Annotated in this window: 18 protein-coding genes; 8 read left to right on the top strand and 10 right to left on the bottom strand. The window is 60.6% G+C overall.

Going from position 1 to position 17004, the window contains the following annotated elements; all coding sequences use genetic code 11:
- Window positions 1-13: 13 nt before the first annotated feature.
- Genes RT21_RS16980 through RT21_RS16970 form a run of 3 tightly spaced genes read right to left on the bottom strand, consistent with a single transcriptional unit; the run spans window position 14 to window position 1912 of the window.
- The gene (locus tag RT21_RS16980; protein WP_046163654.1) at window positions 14-793 is read right to left on the bottom strand and encodes an HvfC/BufC N-terminal domain-containing protein; all 780 of its coding nucleotides are present in this window, start codon (window positions 791-793) and stop codon (window positions 14-16) included.
- Entirely contained in the window at window positions 790-1626 is an 837-nt protein-coding gene (locus RT21_RS16975) for an MNIO family bufferin maturase (protein WP_046163653.1), read from the bottom strand. The genes RT21_RS16980 and RT21_RS16975 overlap by 4 nt, the downstream gene beginning before the upstream one ends.
- A gap of 13 nt (window positions 1627-1639) precedes the next feature.
- A complete protein-coding gene (locus RT21_RS16970) occupies window positions 1640-1912 on the bottom strand; it encodes a BufA1 family periplasmic bufferin-type metallophore (RefSeq protein WP_045426630.1) in 273 nt (90 codons plus the stop codon).
- A gap of 218 nt (window positions 1913-2130) precedes the next feature.
- Between RT21_RS16970 and RT21_RS16965 the strand changes: the two genes are divergently transcribed.
- From RT21_RS16965 to RT21_RS16955, 3 genes are all read left to right on the top strand, one after another.
- Window positions 2131-2697, top strand: a complete 567-nt coding sequence (locus RT21_RS16965; RefSeq protein WP_046163652.1) for a sigma-70 family RNA polymerase sigma factor — start codon at window positions 2131-2133, stop codon at window positions 2695-2697.
- Entirely contained in the window at window positions 2694-3335 is a 642-nt protein-coding gene (locus RT21_RS16960) for a DUF1109 domain-containing protein (protein ID WP_046163651.1), read from the top strand. The genes RT21_RS16965 and RT21_RS16960 overlap by 4 nt, the downstream gene beginning before the upstream one ends.
- A gap of 88 nt (window positions 3336-3423) precedes the next feature.
- On the top strand, window positions 3424-4011 hold the full coding sequence (locus RT21_RS16955) for a LysE family translocator (protein ID WP_046163650.1): 588 nt from the start codon (window positions 3424-3426) through the stop codon (window positions 4009-4011).
- On the opposite strand, the gene RT21_RS16950 is transcribed toward RT21_RS16955, so the two are convergent.
- Window positions 3993-4871 carry an AraC family transcriptional regulator gene (locus tag RT21_RS16950; RefSeq protein WP_046163649.1) on the bottom strand — a complete coding sequence of 293 codons (879 nt, stop codon included), beginning with the start codon at window positions 4869-4871 and terminating at the stop codon, window positions 3993-3995. The genes RT21_RS16955 and RT21_RS16950 overlap by 19 nt on opposite strands.
- Window positions 4872-4989: 118 nt before the next feature.
- Entirely contained in the window at window positions 4990-5952 is a 963-nt protein-coding gene (locus tag RT21_RS16945; RefSeq protein ID WP_046163648.1) for a hypothetical protein, read from the bottom strand.
- 286 nt (window positions 5953-6238) lie between these two features.
- Between RT21_RS16945 and RT21_RS16940 the strand changes: the two genes are divergently transcribed.
- On the top strand, window positions 6239-7294 hold the full coding sequence (locus RT21_RS16940; RefSeq protein WP_046163647.1) for a DUF1615 domain-containing protein: 1056 nt from the start codon (window positions 6239-6241) through the stop codon (window positions 7292-7294).
- Between the two features lie 58 nt (window positions 7295-7352).
- Window positions 7353-8606: a cation:proton antiporter domain-containing protein gene (locus RT21_RS16935; RefSeq protein WP_046163646.1), complete on the top strand. Its 1254-nt coding sequence runs from the start codon at window positions 7353-7355 to the stop codon at window positions 8604-8606.
- A gap of 51 nt (window positions 8607-8657) precedes the next feature.
- Here the strand turns inward: RT21_RS16935 and RT21_RS16930 are convergent, their stop codons facing one another.
- Window positions 8658-9263 carry an exopolysaccharide biosynthesis protein gene (locus tag RT21_RS16930; protein ID WP_046163645.1) on the bottom strand — a complete coding sequence of 202 codons (606 nt, stop codon included), beginning with the start codon at window positions 9261-9263 and terminating at the stop codon, window positions 8658-8660.
- Window positions 9264-9546: 283 nt separating this feature from the next.
- Entirely contained in the window at window positions 9547-9858 is a 312-nt protein-coding gene (locus tag RT21_RS16925) for a con-10 family general stress protein (protein ID WP_025241475.1), read from the bottom strand.
- Window positions 9859-10293: 435 nt separating this feature from the next.
- Between RT21_RS16925 and RT21_RS23840 the strand changes: the two genes are divergently transcribed.
- Entirely contained in the window at window positions 10294-10464 is a 171-nt protein-coding gene (locus tag RT21_RS23840; RefSeq protein ID WP_164863219.1) for a hypothetical protein, read from the top strand.
- A gap of 236 nt (window positions 10465-10700) precedes the next feature.
- On the opposite strand, the gene RT21_RS16920 is transcribed toward RT21_RS23840, so the two are convergent.
- The 3 genes from RT21_RS16920 to RT21_RS16910 form a co-directional block, all read right to left on the bottom strand.
- Window positions 10701-11885 carry an MFS transporter gene (locus tag RT21_RS16920; RefSeq protein ID WP_046163644.1) on the bottom strand — a complete coding sequence of 395 codons (1185 nt, stop codon included), beginning with the start codon at window positions 11883-11885 and terminating at the stop codon, window positions 10701-10703.
- 181 nt (window positions 11886-12066) lie between these two features.
- Window positions 12067-12972 (bottom strand): drug/metabolite exporter YedA, encoded by a 906-nt coding sequence (gene yedA, locus RT21_RS16915; RefSeq protein WP_046163643.1) that lies wholly within the window; start codon window positions 12970-12972, stop codon window positions 12067-12069.
- Between the two features lie 114 nt (window positions 12973-13086).
- Window positions 13087-14319, bottom strand: a complete 1233-nt coding sequence (locus tag RT21_RS16910) for a M24 family metallopeptidase (protein ID WP_046163642.1) — start codon at window positions 14317-14319, stop codon at window positions 13087-13089.
- A gap of 161 nt (window positions 14320-14480) precedes the next feature.
- Between RT21_RS16910 and RT21_RS16905 the strand changes: the two genes are divergently transcribed.
- A complete protein-coding gene (locus tag RT21_RS16905) occupies window positions 14481-15044 on the top strand; it encodes a cupin domain-containing protein (RefSeq protein ID WP_045426588.1) in 564 nt (187 codons plus the stop codon).
- 250 nt (window positions 15045-15294) lie between these two features.
- Entirely contained in the window at window positions 15295-16896 is a 1602-nt protein-coding gene (locus tag RT21_RS16900; RefSeq protein ID WP_046163641.1) for an ABC transporter substrate-binding protein, read from the top strand.
- Window positions 16897-17004 lie beyond the last annotated feature (108 nt).

Here is a 17004-nt window from a genome sequence, read left to right as displayed (position 1 = left end):
CTCCAGTTGCTGATCAATCGATGGCGAAGACCCGAGCGGCAAACAGGCACGCCAGCAGTGCATTGAAATCCAGCGCGGGCTGGGCCTCGAGCGCAAGATCCGATGCGCTGGCAAGCGTATGGCCATCGGCGCAGGCGTCGAGAAAGGTACAGCCGCCAACGCTCAAGGGCTGCCAGACGACACGGTTCTCTCGCCGGCAGAGCAACGTGCCCTCGCCCTGCCAGAGCAGTGGATCAGGCAGTTCGATGCCTTCGCGGTTGCAACGCCATAGGCTGAACGCCGGCAAAACGGACCAATGCCAGCGCGCCGCTGCATGGGGTCGCAAATGCAATTCGGCCAGCTGGATCGGCGTCATCGAGCTCAGCGTATGTAGTTCCAGTCGAGGTTGTTCCGCCGCGGCAAACGCCTCAAGCCACAGGCGATCAAGGCGCGCGATCTCGGCGAGGTACGGCAAATCGCGGGCAGGTTCGAAACGCTGCAGAAAGTCTGCAAAGCCATCGCCATAGCTGATCAACTGCGGCTGGGTCGGAGGGCACTGCTGCGCGAAAACGCAGGCCGCTGCGCTCATCCACTCGGCGCCTACCAGCCGCTCGACCGTCGGAAAGTTCGCACGCAAGGCATCTACACACCCTTTCATCACGGTGTTGCGGTACACCGCGAACCCCGGCTGCGCGATAAGCCTCGCCAGCCAATCAGCTGGGGGGGCGGCAGCGGTCGAGTTAGTCGCCATGGGTTCGCTGGCCCATAGCGCTTCGGTCAAGCCATCCTGAAACTCGGCGAGCGAGCGCGTCATGCCGCCCTCCTCCTTTCCAGCAGTCGCTGCGCGTGGTCGCGCTCGACCAACAGTTCGGCGAAGGTTGGCAACTGGTCGTCACGTTCGATCAGTGTGGGCCGCGGGCCAATGCGCTCGATCAACCGTTCATAAAGCGACCAGACGGCGTCAGCTATCGGCGCGTCGTGGGAGTCGATCAATAGCCCTGAGAGCTCCGAGCTGTCCTGCCTATGTCCGGCCAGATGCACTTCCAGTAAGGCTTCAGCGGGAAAACCGTCGATATAGGCAGCGGCATCGAAGCCGAGATTGTGGGCGCTGACGTGTACGTTGTTGACGTCCAGCAACAGGCCGCAGCCACTGCGGCGCGACAGCTCGGTGAGAAACTCGATTTCATCCCACTCATGCCCGTCGAGGTGCAGGTAGTGGCTGGGATTTTCCACCGCAATCTGTCGCCCGAGGCGTTCCTGGGTGCGCTGAACGTTGTCGACGATACGGTTCAAGGCTGCACCGGTACGCGGAAACGGCAGGAGATCGGGATTGTACTGACCTCGCCAGGCGGACCAGGCCAGGTGTTCGGAAACTAGGGCCGGCTGAACGCGCTCGACCAGCGTCCTGAGGCGTTGCAGATGGGCCTCGTCCGGCGGGCAATCGGCCGCCAGCGACAGCGATACGCCATGCAGTGAAAGCGGATGGCGCTCGCCGATAGCGTCTAGCCAGGCCAGACGAGGACCGCCGCCGAGCATGTAGTTCTCCGGGTGCACTTCGAACCAGAGCCCCGGCGCTGCACAGTCGTGCGCCGCCTCATAGTGCTCAGGCTTGAGTCCCAGGCCTGCTCCCAGAGCCGACACGCTCATGCGGAACCTCCTATCAGGATTCGATCGGCGTCAGCGAACCCATGCCTTCGGGTGTCTTGATCGAGGTGCAGGTCCCTGCGGGTACGTTCTTCCAGGCATTGCCCTGGTAATCCACCTTCGAACTGCCGGCGCAGCTGGTGCCCGCACCAGCCTTGCAATCGTTCTGACCGGCGAGCGCGACGCCATAGCATTTCTCCATGGCACCTTCGGTCTTTTCCGCAGCCGTGGCACCGGCGGCGATGGATGCAAGCGCAACGGCTGCAGCAGCAAGGGCGAGATTGTTCATCGGTTGTTTCTCCATGCGGTGTTGCTGCCAGTGGTTTTACTGGCAGCTCGACCAGTAGTTCGCCCAGTACGGTCGATTGGTTACAGCAGCAGCAAGAAATATATCTTTGAGAATTCTTCCGTCTCGACCTACCGTAGCGGCGCGCCCCGCCCTGCCGTTGGCTGGAGGCAAAGGACGGGCAGCATCGATTTTTTCCTTGCGTGTAACCAGAGCGACCGATGCAACGAACTACCAGTCACGAGGCGTTGAAGGCACGCGAAGCCCATCTGCAACAGCTGCTACTGCTGGGGCTGGACGGCGACGAGGCGGCGTACCGGCAATTCCTGACGCTGCTCAGCGCACATCTGCGCAGTTTTCTCAGGCGCAGGCTGCAATCGCCCGAGGTCGAAGACCTACTCCAGGAAGCGTTGCTTGCGGTGCACAACGCGCGGCATACCTATCGGTCCGAGCAACCGGTGACAGCCTGGGTACAGGCGATTGCCCGCTACAAACTGATGGATCATTTCCGGGCCCATGCAAGGCACGACGCCTTGAACGATCCCCTTAGCGACCAAGAAGAGCTGCTGGCCGACGAAGATCATCAGGCCCAACAGGCGCAGCGGGACCTGGCGCGGCTGCTCGATCAACTGCCGGACAAGCAACGCTTGCCCATTTTTCACGTCAAATTACAGGGGCTTTCGGTGGAAGAAACCGCTCGACGTACCGGTCTTTCGGCTTCAGCAGTCAAGGTGGGCGTTCACCGCGGACTGAAAGCGCTGGCCGCCCTGATTGGAGGTCATCGATGAAGACCGACGAGCTGATCAACATGCTCGCCAACCACGCACCGCCCGTGGATCGGCAGATCGTCACGCGCCGCTTTGGTACAGCCCTGGTCCTCGGGCTGGCGCTGGCATTGCTGGTGTTACTGACGGGCTTCGGCATTCGCCCGGACATTGGGCAAGTCGCGGCGACACCGCTGTTCTGGGCCAAGCTTGCGCTGCCGGCGAGCCTGCTTGCGGGCGCTCTGCTGGTAACCACGCGACTGGCCAGACCGGGAGCGCCTGTGGGTAACGGCTGGGTCACTGTCGCAGCGCCGGTGGTAGCGGTTTGGCTGGCGGCGTTGGGCCTGTTGCTCAGCGTTTCGGCCCATAACCGTTGGGCACTGATTTTCGGAGAAACCTGGCGAGTCTGCCCGGTGAACATTGCGCTACTGTCGATTCCAGCGTTCGTCTGCGTGTTCTGGGCAATCCGCGGCTTTGCGCCGACCCGGCTGCGTCTTGCCGGCGCAGCCGGGGGGTTGTTGGCCGGTTCGATGGCAACCCTAGCCTACAGCCTGCATTGTCCTGAGATGAGTGTCGCCTTCTGGGCCGTTTGGTATGTGCTCGGCATGCTCATACCCACCGCCGTCGGCGCCCTCCTCGGCCCACGACTGTTGCGCTGGTAAGCCGCACAACGCGCATTTTCTTCAATACCGCGGCAGTTCCCGCTCCTATCGTCGCGCTGATGTTCATGCGTACTTTCAGGAGCTTTCGATGAGTCTTTTGCTGTCCATGGCCGCCTTCGCGCTGGCTTCCTCCATATCGCCCGGCCCGGTCAACATCGTCGCGCTAAGCGCTGGCGCGCAGTTCGGTTTGCGGCCAGCCATGCGTCACGTCAGCGGCGCAACCATTGGCTTCACGCTGCTACTGTTGCTGATCGGGCTGGGGCTGAACGAACTTCTCGATCATTGGCCCTGGCTGACCGAGTCGATCAAGCTGGCTGGCGTGGCATTTCTGCTGTACATGGCGTTTCGGCTGGCCGCAGACAACGGTCGCCTGAATGCAGACAAGCCTGCGATGCGGCCGACGATGCTGTATGGCGCAGCGATGCAGTGGCTCAATCCCAAAGCCTGGCTGGCCTCGGTAGCGGGCATGGGCTTGTTCGCTGCCGCGGGCGACGCGCCCTCAGTCTGGCGCTTCGCAGCGATCTACTTCGTGATCTGCTATGCCTCACTGGCGTGTTGGGCGTATGCGGGCACCTTCCTGCGGCAACATCTCGACAAGCCCGCACGGGTACGGCTGTTCAATCGGGTGATGGCAGCGCTGCTGGTCGCCAGCGCGGCTTACCTGCTGCTGACCTGACGGGTGTCGTGGCGCACGTTTCGGCTTCCTGTCCGATAGTGCCCGGGCGTGGCGGCCAGCAGTTGCTTGAAGGCGCGCTGCAGGTGCGCCTGGTCAGCAAACCCCGCATCCAGCGCCACATCTGCAATAGGCCGGCCACGCCGCAGCTCGGCGCGCGCAAACTGCACGCGCCGATTGGTCAGATAGGCATGTGGAGTCATCCCGAACTGTTTTTTGAAGGCGCGGATGAGGCTCGACGGTGAGACGCCTGCCATGAGGCTGATCTCGCCCAGCTTGAGGGAGCGCTGATAATTGTCGGCGATGAACTCGGCGGCACGCTGCAGTTTCAGGTCACTCTCCGGGAGCCCGACCTCGAGCCCTAGTCGCTCGTGCAGCAAAGAGAAGAAAGATACGGCGGCGGTTTCCTTTTGCAGCAAGTCGGCGTTGTCATCGACGAGCACTGCATGAAAGCGGCGAAAGCCCGACTGCAGCAGCGGATCGCGGGTCATTATTGGGGCGAAGCAGCGAAAACCGCCGCCCCCCATCCCCAGGTCGTCCTGCAACTGACTCATCCAGCCAGCATCGACATAAAGCATGCGATACGCCCATGGCTGATTCTGGATCGGATTGCAGGCGTGTACATCGCCGGGGTTCATTAGCACCAGCGTGCCGGCTTCGACGCGGCACTGATGGTCGCCGTTGATGCAGGTACTGGCGCCGCTGTCGATCAACCCGATGGAGAAGGTTTCGTGGCTGTGCCGCGCATAGCAGACGCGGCGGCCATCTTCTACAGTGCGCGACTCGATGAACGGCAGCGCCTCATCGCGCCAGAAACTGGACTCCGAAGCTGAACGAGACTGGGCGAGGACGTGCTGATGCATGGTCGAATCTGTAACGGCAGTCGGGAACCTCAGCGTAGCCGAAAACGGGGCGATTGATTGGCAGCCTGCTGTGTTTCGGCATGGCGAGCAATGGCCTTCGGGGCAACGGGAACGGCCATCAGAGAATTTCCAAACCCTCGCACTTGTAATCACCAATGAAGATATCGTCCTGCAGCACCTCGCCGTCGAGGTTGAAGCAGAACAGGTAGCTCTCGGTTCGAGAGCCGATCTCGACGCTTTTCAGGCCAACGCACTCGTTGGGATGGCCCGGCAGTATCTTAAACGATGAAATGCCCCGCTCAGGAACCCGCTGACCAACCTCAAGGGTCCGGATCTGGCTGAAGTCTTCGTTGGCAATAATCAAGGTGTTGGCGCCACGCTCCCGCTCATCGATCGCCTCGTCGAATGGCTCGGTCGAGATCTTGCGCGGAAAGAAAAGCCACTCACGGCGATACGGGTGCCACTCGGCCGCCTCGTGGATCACATAGCCGTCCGGCCCGACGCCCAGCGCGTCGCGGATGCGTTGATAGCGCTCCGACCAGTCCACGCTTTGTACGGCGTAGTGGCGGTCGAGCAGCTTCACCCACTCCTCAGAGGCCCTCTTGCCGTGGCTGCCGACGACCAATTTGTCGTTGTAGAGCGTTGCCCACTCCGCTTTGAAACCCTTGAAGGCTTCGTCGCCGCTGCCGGTCATGAGAATGTTTCGAGGCACCAGCTGGTTCTGGTCGCGGATCTCACAGACCAATCCGGTGCGGTCGTCGAAGGTCACCAAGCGCTTGCCGAACATGGCCAGCTCGGAGAATTCAGCGCCGCGCCCGCCCTCGGCGATCAGGCTGACTAGCTGAAACTCGCCACCCTCATGCTCAGGGATGTCCTCGAAACGGTAGTTTGGCTTGCCCGTTTGCGGGTCGACGTCACGGTGCAGTCGATCATGGCGCAGGGTTGATTGCCAGGCGATTTGGCCGCTGTCCAGTTCAACCTGGGACGCGTGGTCTTCATCTGTGATGATGGCCAGCAAGTATTCACGGGTGGTGCTGTCGTAACGTTCGAGTCGCCGAACGTCGAAGTGCGATTCGCTCATGAGGTCAGGTGCTCGTCGGTGTTTGGCGCCACCGGCACGCCCGGTGGCTCGTCAGGTTTCGGACAGCGGGAACCTCGCAAGTTCACCGGCAGTGAACAGCACCTCAGCGGCTGCAGAACGGCTGCGTCTGTTTTACTGTCGGAACCTGAACCACGTATCCAGATGGGACCGCATGATTTTTCAGTTCTCAACTCGACAGCGTTCGACTGTCGACTCGCACGCACCAACGCCGACTCTCTCCAGCCGGGCTGCGCGCCGACTCGCCGTTACGCTCACCAGCGCCTTGATGCTCGGCCTGGCCGGCTGCGGCACGCAAAAACCGGAGGTGCCTGCGCCCCGGCCGGACGAAGTCCGCGCCAAGATCGTCCGGCTGATCCCCAGCAACATCCCGAATCGACAGGGCTGGGCCACCGACATCTACGCCGCCTTCGATGCGCTGGCGATCCCGCCGACTAACGAGAACCTCTGCGCCGTCCTGGCCGTCACGGTGCAGGAATCCACTTTCCAGGCGACCCCACCGGTCCCAGGCCTGGCGAAAATTGCCCGCGATGAGATCTACCGGCGCGCGTCCCGACTGCATGTCCCACGCTTTATCGTAGATGCGGCCTTGGACGTTCAATCACCCAACGGCAAGACCTACAGCCAGCGCCTCGCGGCGGTGCGCACTGAAGAACAGCTGAGCGCAATCTTCGACGACTTCCTCGGCATCATGCCGCTCGGCAAACAGCTGTTCGGCACGCTCAACCCAGTCAAGACCGGTGGCCCCATGCAAGTCAGTATCGCCTTCGCCGAAGACCGCGCACGCGACTATCCCTACCGCCGTGAAGGCTCTATCCGGGATGAGGTGTTCACTCGCCGCGGCGGTATGTACTTCGGCATTGCACATCTGCTGGACTACCCCGCTAGTTACACCCAGCCGCTGTACCGCTTCGCAGACTTCAATGCCGGCTGGTATGCCAGCCGCAACGCCGCGTTTCAGGCCGCGGTCAGCCGCGCGAGCGGGATCAAGCTGACCCTCGATGGCGATCTGATCATTCATGGCAGCAGCAAAGCCGGCCAGACCGAGCGTGCGGTTCGTTCGCTAGCGGGCAAGCTCGACATGAGCGAGACAGCGATTCGCAACGCACTGGAGCGCGGCGACACGCACGGATTCGAGAAAACCACGCTGTATGAGCGCGTGTTCGCCTTGGCTGAGAAGCGTGCAGGAAAGCCTCTGCCCCGCGCGGTGCTGCCTGGCATTCGGCTGGAAAGTCCGAAGATCACACGCAACCTGACGACCGCCTGGTTTGCCAATCGAGTCAATGATCGCCATCTGGCGTGCATGAAACGCGCAGGCCGCTAGCGGAACATTTTGTTACCGGCACCCCTCGCAATAGAGGTACTGCGAACTCGGAGCCTTCATGTCCCAGCTGAACATTGCACTTGCCATCATGGGCGGCGTTGCCGTCTGTATTGCCTTGCTGTCGGCGCTGATCAAGCGTAGCCCTGTATCCGAGCCGGCGCTCGCCGTGCTGGTCGGCCTTGCCGTCGGTCCATATGGCTTGAGTTGGCTCGATCTCGCACGCTGGGGCGAGACCTTCAGCATTCTCGAGCAAGCGGCGCGGCTGACGCTGGCGATCGGACTGATGGGTGTTGCCCTGCGCCTGCAGCGTGCGGCGCTCAAGGCCATGCTCAAGCCCGTCATGCTCTTGCTGATCTTCGTCATGCTCGGCATGTGGCTGGTGTCATCCCTGTTGGCCGGTTGGCTGCTGGGGTTGTCGCTGTGGGCAGCCCTGCTGCTGGGTGCAGTGGTCACACCGACCGACCCGGTAGTCGCCAGCTCGATCGTGACCGGCAAGTTCGCAAAACAGCACCTCCCGTTGCGGCTGCGCGACACCCTGTCGGCCGAATCCGGAGCCAACGACGGCCTGGCTTACGCCTTCGTTATGCTGCCAATTCTCATGCTCAGCCATTCGCCTGATCAGGCCTGGTCGCGCTGGCTCATCGAGTCGGTACTGATCGGCATCGGTGGTGCCGCGTTGATGGGCGCAATCGTGGGTTTTGCAGCAGCCAAGCTGCTGGCCGTTGCAGAGCACAAGAAGCTGGTTGCCAGTTCCTCTCTGCTGGGCTACACCGTGGCGTTCTCGCTATTGACGCTGGGACTCGCCAAGCTACTGCAGACAGATGGCGTGCTGGCGGTATTCGCAGCGGGGCTGGCATTCAACCTCTTCAGCGAGAAGCACGAAGAGCAGGAAGAAGAAAACATCCAGGAAGCAGTGGCAAAGCTATTCACGCTGCCGATGTTTGTGATCTTCGGCATCGCTCTTCCCTTGCACGAGTGGGTAGCGCTGGGATGGCCGCTGGTGGCGCTTGCGTTGCTGGTTCTGCTGTTGCGCAGGCCTCCGGTGGTGATGGTGATGTCCAGCACCTGGCGCCATTCGCTCAATTCCCGCGACTCGCTCTACCTCGGCTGGTTCGGCCCGCTGGGTATCGCCGCGATCTACTACGCCGCGCTCGCCCATAGCCATCTGCACGATCCGCTCTATTGGCATGCGGCGAGCGCGTTGATCTTCGCATCGATCATGATTCACGGCGTGTCCGCGGCACCGCTGTCGCGTCTGTATGCACGCCATCCCGGCACAGCGCCGCGAGGCAGCGCTCACCTGGACGAGTAGTCTGGCTGAGCCAATAGAACGAAGCGGGCGGACCGCGTTGGGGCGAGGCAATCAGCCCATCAGCCCCATTCCCGCAAGCACGAACGCGCCGACCGCCACAATCAGCCCAAGGACGATGGCTGCTCCGTCTCGGGTGGTGATACCCAGACCGAACAGGCAGATGGCCGAGAACGGCGCGGTGCTGGCGAAGGGCAACAGTTCAAGCGGAGGCACCGAGGTCGCAAGCACTACGCAGAGCACCGCAATCACTCGTAGAAAGCTGTTGCTGGTGGCCCAGACCAAACGCTTATTGCTCACTTTGTCCAGCCAGCGCACAACCGGACGGATTTTGTTCAGGCCCTTCTCAAGCTTCTGACCGCTGACCGAGCGATGCGCGAGAAATCCGGGCATCCAGAAATGATGCCGACCCAACAACATCTGGATGGCGAACAACGCGACGATCAGTGCGAGCATGCTCGGCACGCCGGGAATACCGCCGACCGGGCTGATCTCGATGATTGCAGGAACGAACAGGAACGGCCCGAAACTGCGCTGACCGATTTTGTCCTGAATGTCGCCAACCGATACCTTAGATTGGTTATCGCCTAACTCGACGACACCGTCGATCACTTGTTCAAGACAGTCATGTTCGTGTTCGCGCTTGTTGGTCTCGGTCATGCGGTCCTCCTCGTCGCAGTAGGGCTGTGGATACGGCAGGATGCCGCTGCGACACCTAAAGCACTGTTCCGCTGACATAATTCTCTGATGAGCTACGGCAAGTTATCTGTGATCGCGAAACAGCAAAGAACAGTCACAGCCTTGTTGCACCAAACTTGTACAACTTACAACCATGCGACTTGCCATCATTACCATGCCGCTTAATCAAACGGCATAAAAAAACGGAACTTGCTTAGCAAGTTCCGTTTATGTTCGCTTACGTTAGCAATAATGCGTTAACGTGTTACGATTTGCGGCCGCCGCCGTGGCTGTTCTCGCCGCCTTTTTTACCGGCTTCAGAGGCCTTCTCGCGGTCGTTGGCAAAGTTGCCACCGCTGTTCTGGCCGCCTTTCTGGCCGGCTTCAGAAGCTTTCTCGCGGTCGTTAGCGAAGTTGCCGCCGCTGTTCTGACCGCCCTTCTGGCCGGCTTCGGAGGCGCGCTGCGGATCGTTGGCAAAGTTGCCGCCGCTGTTGTGACCGCCTTTTTGCCCAGCTTCGGAGGCCTTTTCGCGGTCGTTTGCAAAGTTACCCGGATTTCCGCTCTTATCGTTCGACATGAGATTACTCCAGTTACTTGGTGGTACTTAAAATGGCGACCGCTTTGCAGCCGCCTCACTATCTCGGAGGACAAGAGCGGCCCAAGAGTTCTAAAAAAAAAGTATATCTAGATGAACGGCGTACAGTTCAAACTGCCATTACAAGCGCAACACATAGACAATAAATAATTGCATTTAGATAGCAACGAAACGCTAGATGCCCCACCCGCGCCAGTTACACCGCTATATATACTTTCTCCACACTCGGCGAGCGCCAACGATCAAGGTATGCGATCCGAAAACGCCGTTCATCGGCGCGCCGAAACGGGCTGGGTTTGTCAACAACCTGTAACCGAATCCGGGCAGTCTCGGAGCCATGGAAAGCCGCGACGGCTGGCGCAAGGATGCGACTTTTTTCAGGACCACCAACCACTCGACCGAGACATTGGAGGCCACATGAGCAGCAAAACTCTAGAAACCCTGGTCAAGCGATCCGACCTCAACCCCAAGCAGCCGCTTGAGTTCTGGAGGCAGCTGCGGCGCTGTAAGACTGACTATCGCCCAAGCGCGGCGGCACTGGCGAGGCGTGCGTCGATGGACCTCGAGTGCTGCGCGGCCGGCCGATAAGCATCGTCTAGCCGGCATACCCCGTACGTCGCCCTTACGTTGCAACAGAACAAACAGAAACGGGCTCAGCGTTGAGCCCGCAGGCGCGCAGGTTTAACAGTACGCCTGCCCTCTCAGATGACGGGTGAGGTCGAAAGCCATTCGCTCTCTCGCTCAGATACGACGCGACCAGAACCCTCAATCGAGCCTGTACCGCCGAAGCGAGCAGAAGGCTTCTGCAGCGGTTTGGTCATCGCTCACGCCTGGGTGGCGCGCTCCTGACGGAGCAAAAGCCAGACGATTCCGAGCGCGCCTACTGCCACCACCGCAGCGCCAAGAAAGATGCTCTGCATGCCGATGTAAGCCGCTAGCACGCCCATGATCGCGCCAGACAGACCCAGCGACAGGTCGAAGAACATGGCGAACACGCTGAGGCCCGAGCTGCGATTGGCCGTTCCCACGCGTGACACTACGCCAACCCCCAGCGCGGGATAGAGCAAGGACAGCCCGCAGCCCGTCAGCGCGGAGCCTGCCAGGGCAAAGCTGGGCGCCTCCGCAAGCCAGAGCAACAAGAGCCCGAAAATCTCCACCACCAGGCACACCATCGCCACCGAATAACCGCCGACGCGGTTGATGAGGTTCGGACACAACAACCGCGTCCCGATAAAGGCAAACGCAAAGGCAGTGAGGCACCAGGCCGCGCCATCCCAGCCGCGGGCGTTGTAGTACAGCGCGATGAAAGCGGTCAATGTGCCGTAACCAATGGTGGCCAACGCCAGACTGATACCAGGCGGTGCGACCTTCCACAGGACTTTGCCGAACGGCAAGCGCTTGCCCGGATTCAGCGGTGCATCACCGCGCCGCCAAGCCAATGCGAGGCCGGTCGAGGCAAGCGCCATCGTCACGACACCCAGGCTCCACAGGCCCAAGGATTGAGTGAGAAAGACACCAAGCGGTGCGCCGATCCCGACGCCGCCATAAGCCGCCACGCCATTCCAGGAGATCATTCGCGCTGTGCTTTCCGCGCCCAGTCGGCTGATGCCCCAGCTGATCGCCGATATGCCGATCAAGCTCTGCGCAAACCCAAGAATCAACCGGCTGCCGACCATCACGGCGATGCTTGCCATCGGCCAGGATTCCAGCAACGCCGACGCGAGCAGCAACAGGCCACTCAGCAACCCGGACGCCATGCCGATCAACACGGTCTTCTTCGCCCCGCGCTCGTCCGCCAACCGTCCCGCAAGCGGGCGGCAGAGCAAGGTGGTCAGGTATTGCGCACCGATCACGATGCCGGCGATAGCAGTGCTGAAGCCGAGATTTTCGTGGATGTAGCCCGGCAGCGACGCCAACGGGATGCCGATGGAAATGAACGAGATGAAGTTGAACACCACCAGAGACAGGATGAAGAAGGTGTCGTTGGCAGGAGGTTTCGCAGCGGGCATCGGATCGCCTGTTGAGATGAGCGGAAGGAAGATGACACGGCGGGCCAAACCGAGCCCGGCGCCTATGGAGCGCCGAGGTAGCGCGCGGGTCGTCCGAGGTTAGGACCACTAAGTGATTGGTCCGATCTTGCCCAAGCGGAAGTCATCATACAACCACCATCAGGCCGATGGCGCGCTCGATTCAGGTCTCGCTCGCCACAGCTGCGACCTTCGGCCGGCGCCATTGGGGCAAACCGATCAGGATTACCGCGCTGACGATAACCGTCATCGCCAACCACTCCTCAGGCCCGATGCGCTCACCGGCAAACGTAATACCCAGCAGTACCGCCACCACCGGATTTACATACGCGTAACTGGTCGCAGCTGCCGGTCGCACATGCTTGAGCAGATACAGGTAGGCGCTGAACGCGACGATGGACCCGAGAAACGTCAAGTAGATCAACGCAAGCCAGCCGCCCATGTCTGGCATCTGCTGCAGGCGCTCGCCACTCACCAGGCTGCCGAATAACAACACGGCGCCACCGACGAGCATCTGTGCTGCACTCGCCATTGCACCGTTCGGCAGGCTGAGGTGGCGACTCCACATCGAACCGAACGCCCAGCTCGCCGCTGCGAGCAACACGATCACCGCGCCCAGAGGGCTGGCCTGAAGGTTGTGTCCAAGATTGAGCAAGCCGATGCCGATCAGCCCCAGCAGGATCCCGCCCCACTCCAGACCCGTGGTTCGCTGGCCCCAGATCAAGCCGAACAGCAAGGCAAACAGCGGCACGGTGGCAATCGCCAGCGCCGCAACCGCCGACGCTACCCCAAGGTGCTCGGCAATGGTGACACCGCCATTGCCGCAACTGAGCAGGAGGAAGCCGACGGTTGCACATGACCGCCACTCCTTGGCGGTCGGCATCGGGACACCGCGCCAACGCAACCAGGCAAACATCAGGCTACCGGCCACGACGAAACGCAGCCCGGCCAGCAACATCGGCGGCCACGACTGGACGCCGATACGAATCACAAAATAGGTCGAACCCCAGATCAGATACAGGGCGGCAAAAGCGCCCACGAGCAGCAGCGGAAAGCGGCGCGAAGACATGACGTGAGGCCCGAGCGGGTGGTGGGATCGACCATTCTAGATAGCCCGCTTAGCCAAGAATAAGCACAGTCAGCCATTTGTTTAGCGGTGCAGTTAGGCGCAGCGCCTCACCGCTTAGCAGTGATTGAGGCCGAAGGGATCATCGATGCTGTGGCTCGGCTCGGTGAACCAGCGCGGTCCACTCTCGCTCATGTAGAAGTGGTCCTCCAGGCGAATGCCGAACTCACCGGGCACGCAGATCATCGGTTCGTTGCTGAAACACATGCCGACGTCGATGGGTGTCTGGTCGCCGCGGACCAGATAGGGGCTTTCATGGATTTCCAGCCCGATCCCGTGACCGGTGCGATGAGGAAGGCCCGGCAATTGGTAATCGGGACCGAGGCCGCAGGCTTCGAGCGCGCCTCGCGCCGCCTCGTCCACTTCTTCACAGCGCGCACCCAGGCGGGCCGCCGCAAAGGCGGCCAACTGTGCGTCCTTTTCGAAGGTCCACAATGCCCGCTGGTGTTCGCTCGGCTCGCCGAAGACGTAACTGCGGGTGATGTCCGACAGGTAACTGTGCACACGACAGCCCGTGTCGATCAGGACCATGTCACCGCGCTTGAGCGTTTGCGGATACTTCACACCATGGGGAAATGCACTCGCTTCGCCGAACAGCACGATGCAGAAGGTTGACCCTGGCGCACCGACTGCCCGGTGCGCCAGCTCGATAAACCGAACCACTTCGGTGGTGCTGATGCCCTCGTACAGGATGCTCGCCGCCGCTTTGTGCACTTCCAGCGTCATGTCCTTAGCCCGTTGCATCAAGGCGATCTCGGCACTCGATTTACGCTGCCGGCAATAGCTTGTCACGGCGCTCGCATCGGTGAAGGCGTAGCCTGGATCCAGCAAGCGCAGGCCGTCGAACATGAAAAACGGCAACGACGGACACAGACCAATGCATGGGCGGAGACTGGTGTTCGGCTGGATGCCCATGCGCTGCAAACAGTCGAGCAACAAACGATAGGGGCTTTCGTGTTCCCGCCACCCGTTGACTGCACCATCAACCACCATGAAGTCGCGAATCGTGCCCTCTTCGAAGGCCGGCGCCAGGTACTCCAGCGCACCATCGGCGGGCAGGATTGCACCAACCATGCGCTCGCTCGGGCTCCAGCGCACGCCGGTGAAGTACTCGAGATTCGCGCCCGCGCTAAGAAAAGCGGCGTCGAGGCCAAGCTGTCTCATGCGCCGCTGTGCCTTGTCGATACGGTCCAGGTACTCGTCTTGCGCTATCGGCTCGACGCCATCCAGCATGTTGCGCAAGCGCCCAAGCGCTTCTTCCTGCGTACTGCCGCCGACACCGATGGTCATGCCTGTTCTCCGAAACCAGCCGAAAATGTTCGCCGAATTTAAGTACAGCTTAATTTTTCTGGCAAAGTTTTTTTCTGCGGTGCCGTGAAAAAGCCAAAATCAAGGCTGGCGCGAGCCTGTCCCGCTGGCCGTATACTGGCCACTTTCACAAGGCGAATTTCATGACAGTCGACCGTATCGGCGAGCGATTGCGTCGTCACAGGCGCGCCGCGAACAAGACCCTGAACCAGGTAGCCAAGGAGTCGGGGCTGACAGCGAGTTTCCTGTCCCAGGCCGAACGTAACCTTACGGGTGTCTCGATTTCGTCGCTGGCGAACATCGCAAAATCGCTCGGCGTCCCGCTCAATTCGCTGTTTGATCAGCCCAGCCAACCGCAGCCAGATTCCCACCAGGGCGAACGAGTTCGTTACACCATCGAAGGCCAGCCGCTGGCGTACGAGCGCCTGTCTACAAGCTTTCCAGGCAATCTGCTGAACGCCGTCAAAGTCAGCATGCCAGTGGGTTACCAGTCCGAACTCATTGCCCACGAAGGCGCCGAATTCGCCTATGTCCTCTCCGGACGGATCATCTACACGGTCGATGGTCGCGACTATCCGTTGGCCAGCGGCGACTCCATACATTTCGATGCGGGCAAGCCTCACCACCTAGCCAACGTAGGCGATCAACCGGCCGAAGTGCTCACCGTAACGACCATGGGCCTGTTCGACGATTTGACCACCCGCTAGCTGGCACCGCTATTGCTTGATCTCGATACCTGAAGCTCGCCAACGAAATTTAGCAGCGCTTAATTTCTGTTGACCGTGTTTTCAGCATGACTTAATTTCGAGGCAGGCTAGGCTGTGATCTTCAGGACGCAGCCGCCAACAGTGTTCTGCGCCGAGCGGGCGAACCCCCACGGCGACACCGGCGTGCAGTGAGCCACTGTTCGGTCCACGAGACCAACCCTCGATGAACATAAAAAAGAATGAGGTTTGCATGCGAAACACTCTCTCCATCCGAGCATTGCTCGCCGCGGGACTGATCCTCGGCTCGCCCCTCAGCTTCGCCGCCAGCAGCCTGGTGTACTGCTCCGAGGGCAGCCCCGCCGGTTTCGATCCCGGTCAGTACACCACCGGTACAGACTTCGACGCCGCCTCGGAAACTGTATTCAATCGTCTCGCCCAATTCGAACGAGGCGGCACTCGCGCCCTCCCCGCGCTGGCGACCAAATGGGAGGTCAGCGATGACGGCCTCACCTATACTTTCCATCTGCGTCCCGGAGTCAAGTTTCATACCACTGACTACTTCAAGCCCAGCCGCGAGTTTAATTCCGACGACGTCCTCTTCACTTTCCAGCGCATGCTCGACAAGGAGCATCCGTTCCGCAAGGCGTACGCCAGCGAGTTCCCCTATTTCGTCGACATGGGCATGGACAAGAACATCACCAAGGTCGAAAAGCTCGACGACATGACGGTCCGCTTTACCCTCGACAAAGTAGATGCCGCCTTCATACAGAACCTCGCGATGAACTTCGCCGCGATCCATTCAGCTGAATATGCCGATCAGTTGCTCCAAGCCGGCAATAGTGAACAGATCAACCAGAAGCCCATTGGCACTGGGCCGTTCGTGTTCAGCCGCTACCAGAAAGACGCTCAGATCCGCTTCAAGGGCAACAAGGAATACTGGAAACCCGAAGACGTGAAGATCGATAACTTGATTTTCGCGATCACGACCGACGCCTCGGTCCGCGCGCAGAAGCTTCGTGCCGGGGAATGCCAGGTCACGCTCAACCCTCGCCCGGCGGACATCGAAGCGTTGCAGAAAGATCCCAACATCGAGGTACCGAGCCAACCCGGCTTTAACCTCGGTTACATCGCCTACAACGTTGAGCACGAGCCACTCGGCAAGCTTGAGGTGCGCAAGGCGTTGGACATGGCCGTCGACAAGAAATCCATCATCGAGGCCGTCTATCAGGGGGCCGGCCAATTGGCTGTGAACGCCCTTCCGCCCACTCAGTGGTCTTACGACGAGAGCATCAAGGGCACCGAATACAACCCGGAAAAAGCGCGCGAATTGCTTAAACAGGCAGGCATCAAGGAAGGCACCGAAATCACCCTGTGGGCAATGCCCGTGCAGCGCCCCTACAACCCCAACGCCAAGCTGATGGCGCAAATGATCCAGGCTGATTGGGCGAAGATCGGCATCAAGGCACGCATCGTGAGCTACGAATGGGGCGAATACATCAAGCGCGGCCATGCGGGGGAACATGACGCCATGCTGATAGGCTGGACTGGGGACAATGGCGACCCGGACAACTGGATGAACACTCTGTATGGCTGTGATGCCGTAAATGGCAACAACTGGTCCAGATGGTGCGACGCGACATACGACAAAGTGGTCAAGGATGCCAAGCGCATTACGGATCAGGCTGAACGCACAAAGCTGTATGAACAGGCGCAGCAGATCATTCAGGAGCAGGTGCCCATCACGCCTATTGCCCACTCCACCGTCTACCAACCGATGCGCAACAGCGTGGAGGGCTTCGAAATCAGCCCCTTCGGGCGCAACTCCTTCTATGGCGTAGAAAACAAGCGTTGATAGTAGCGAAGCCAGGCCTGCCCCTTGGGCAGGTCTGGCTGACCTCCTTTGCATGTTTTGGACTGCCGGTCCGCACAGCCAAGCGCTATCAGCCCAACGAAAGTCGCG

It is taken from the genome of Pseudomonas sp. 10B238, assembly GCF_000970615.1.
In the GTDB taxonomy this organism is placed as follows: domain Bacteria; phylum Pseudomonadota; class Gammaproteobacteria; order Pseudomonadales; family Pseudomonadaceae; genus Stutzerimonas.
Note: the sequence above shows the minus strand (reverse complement) of the source record. Positions and strands in the feature narration are given on the sequence as shown.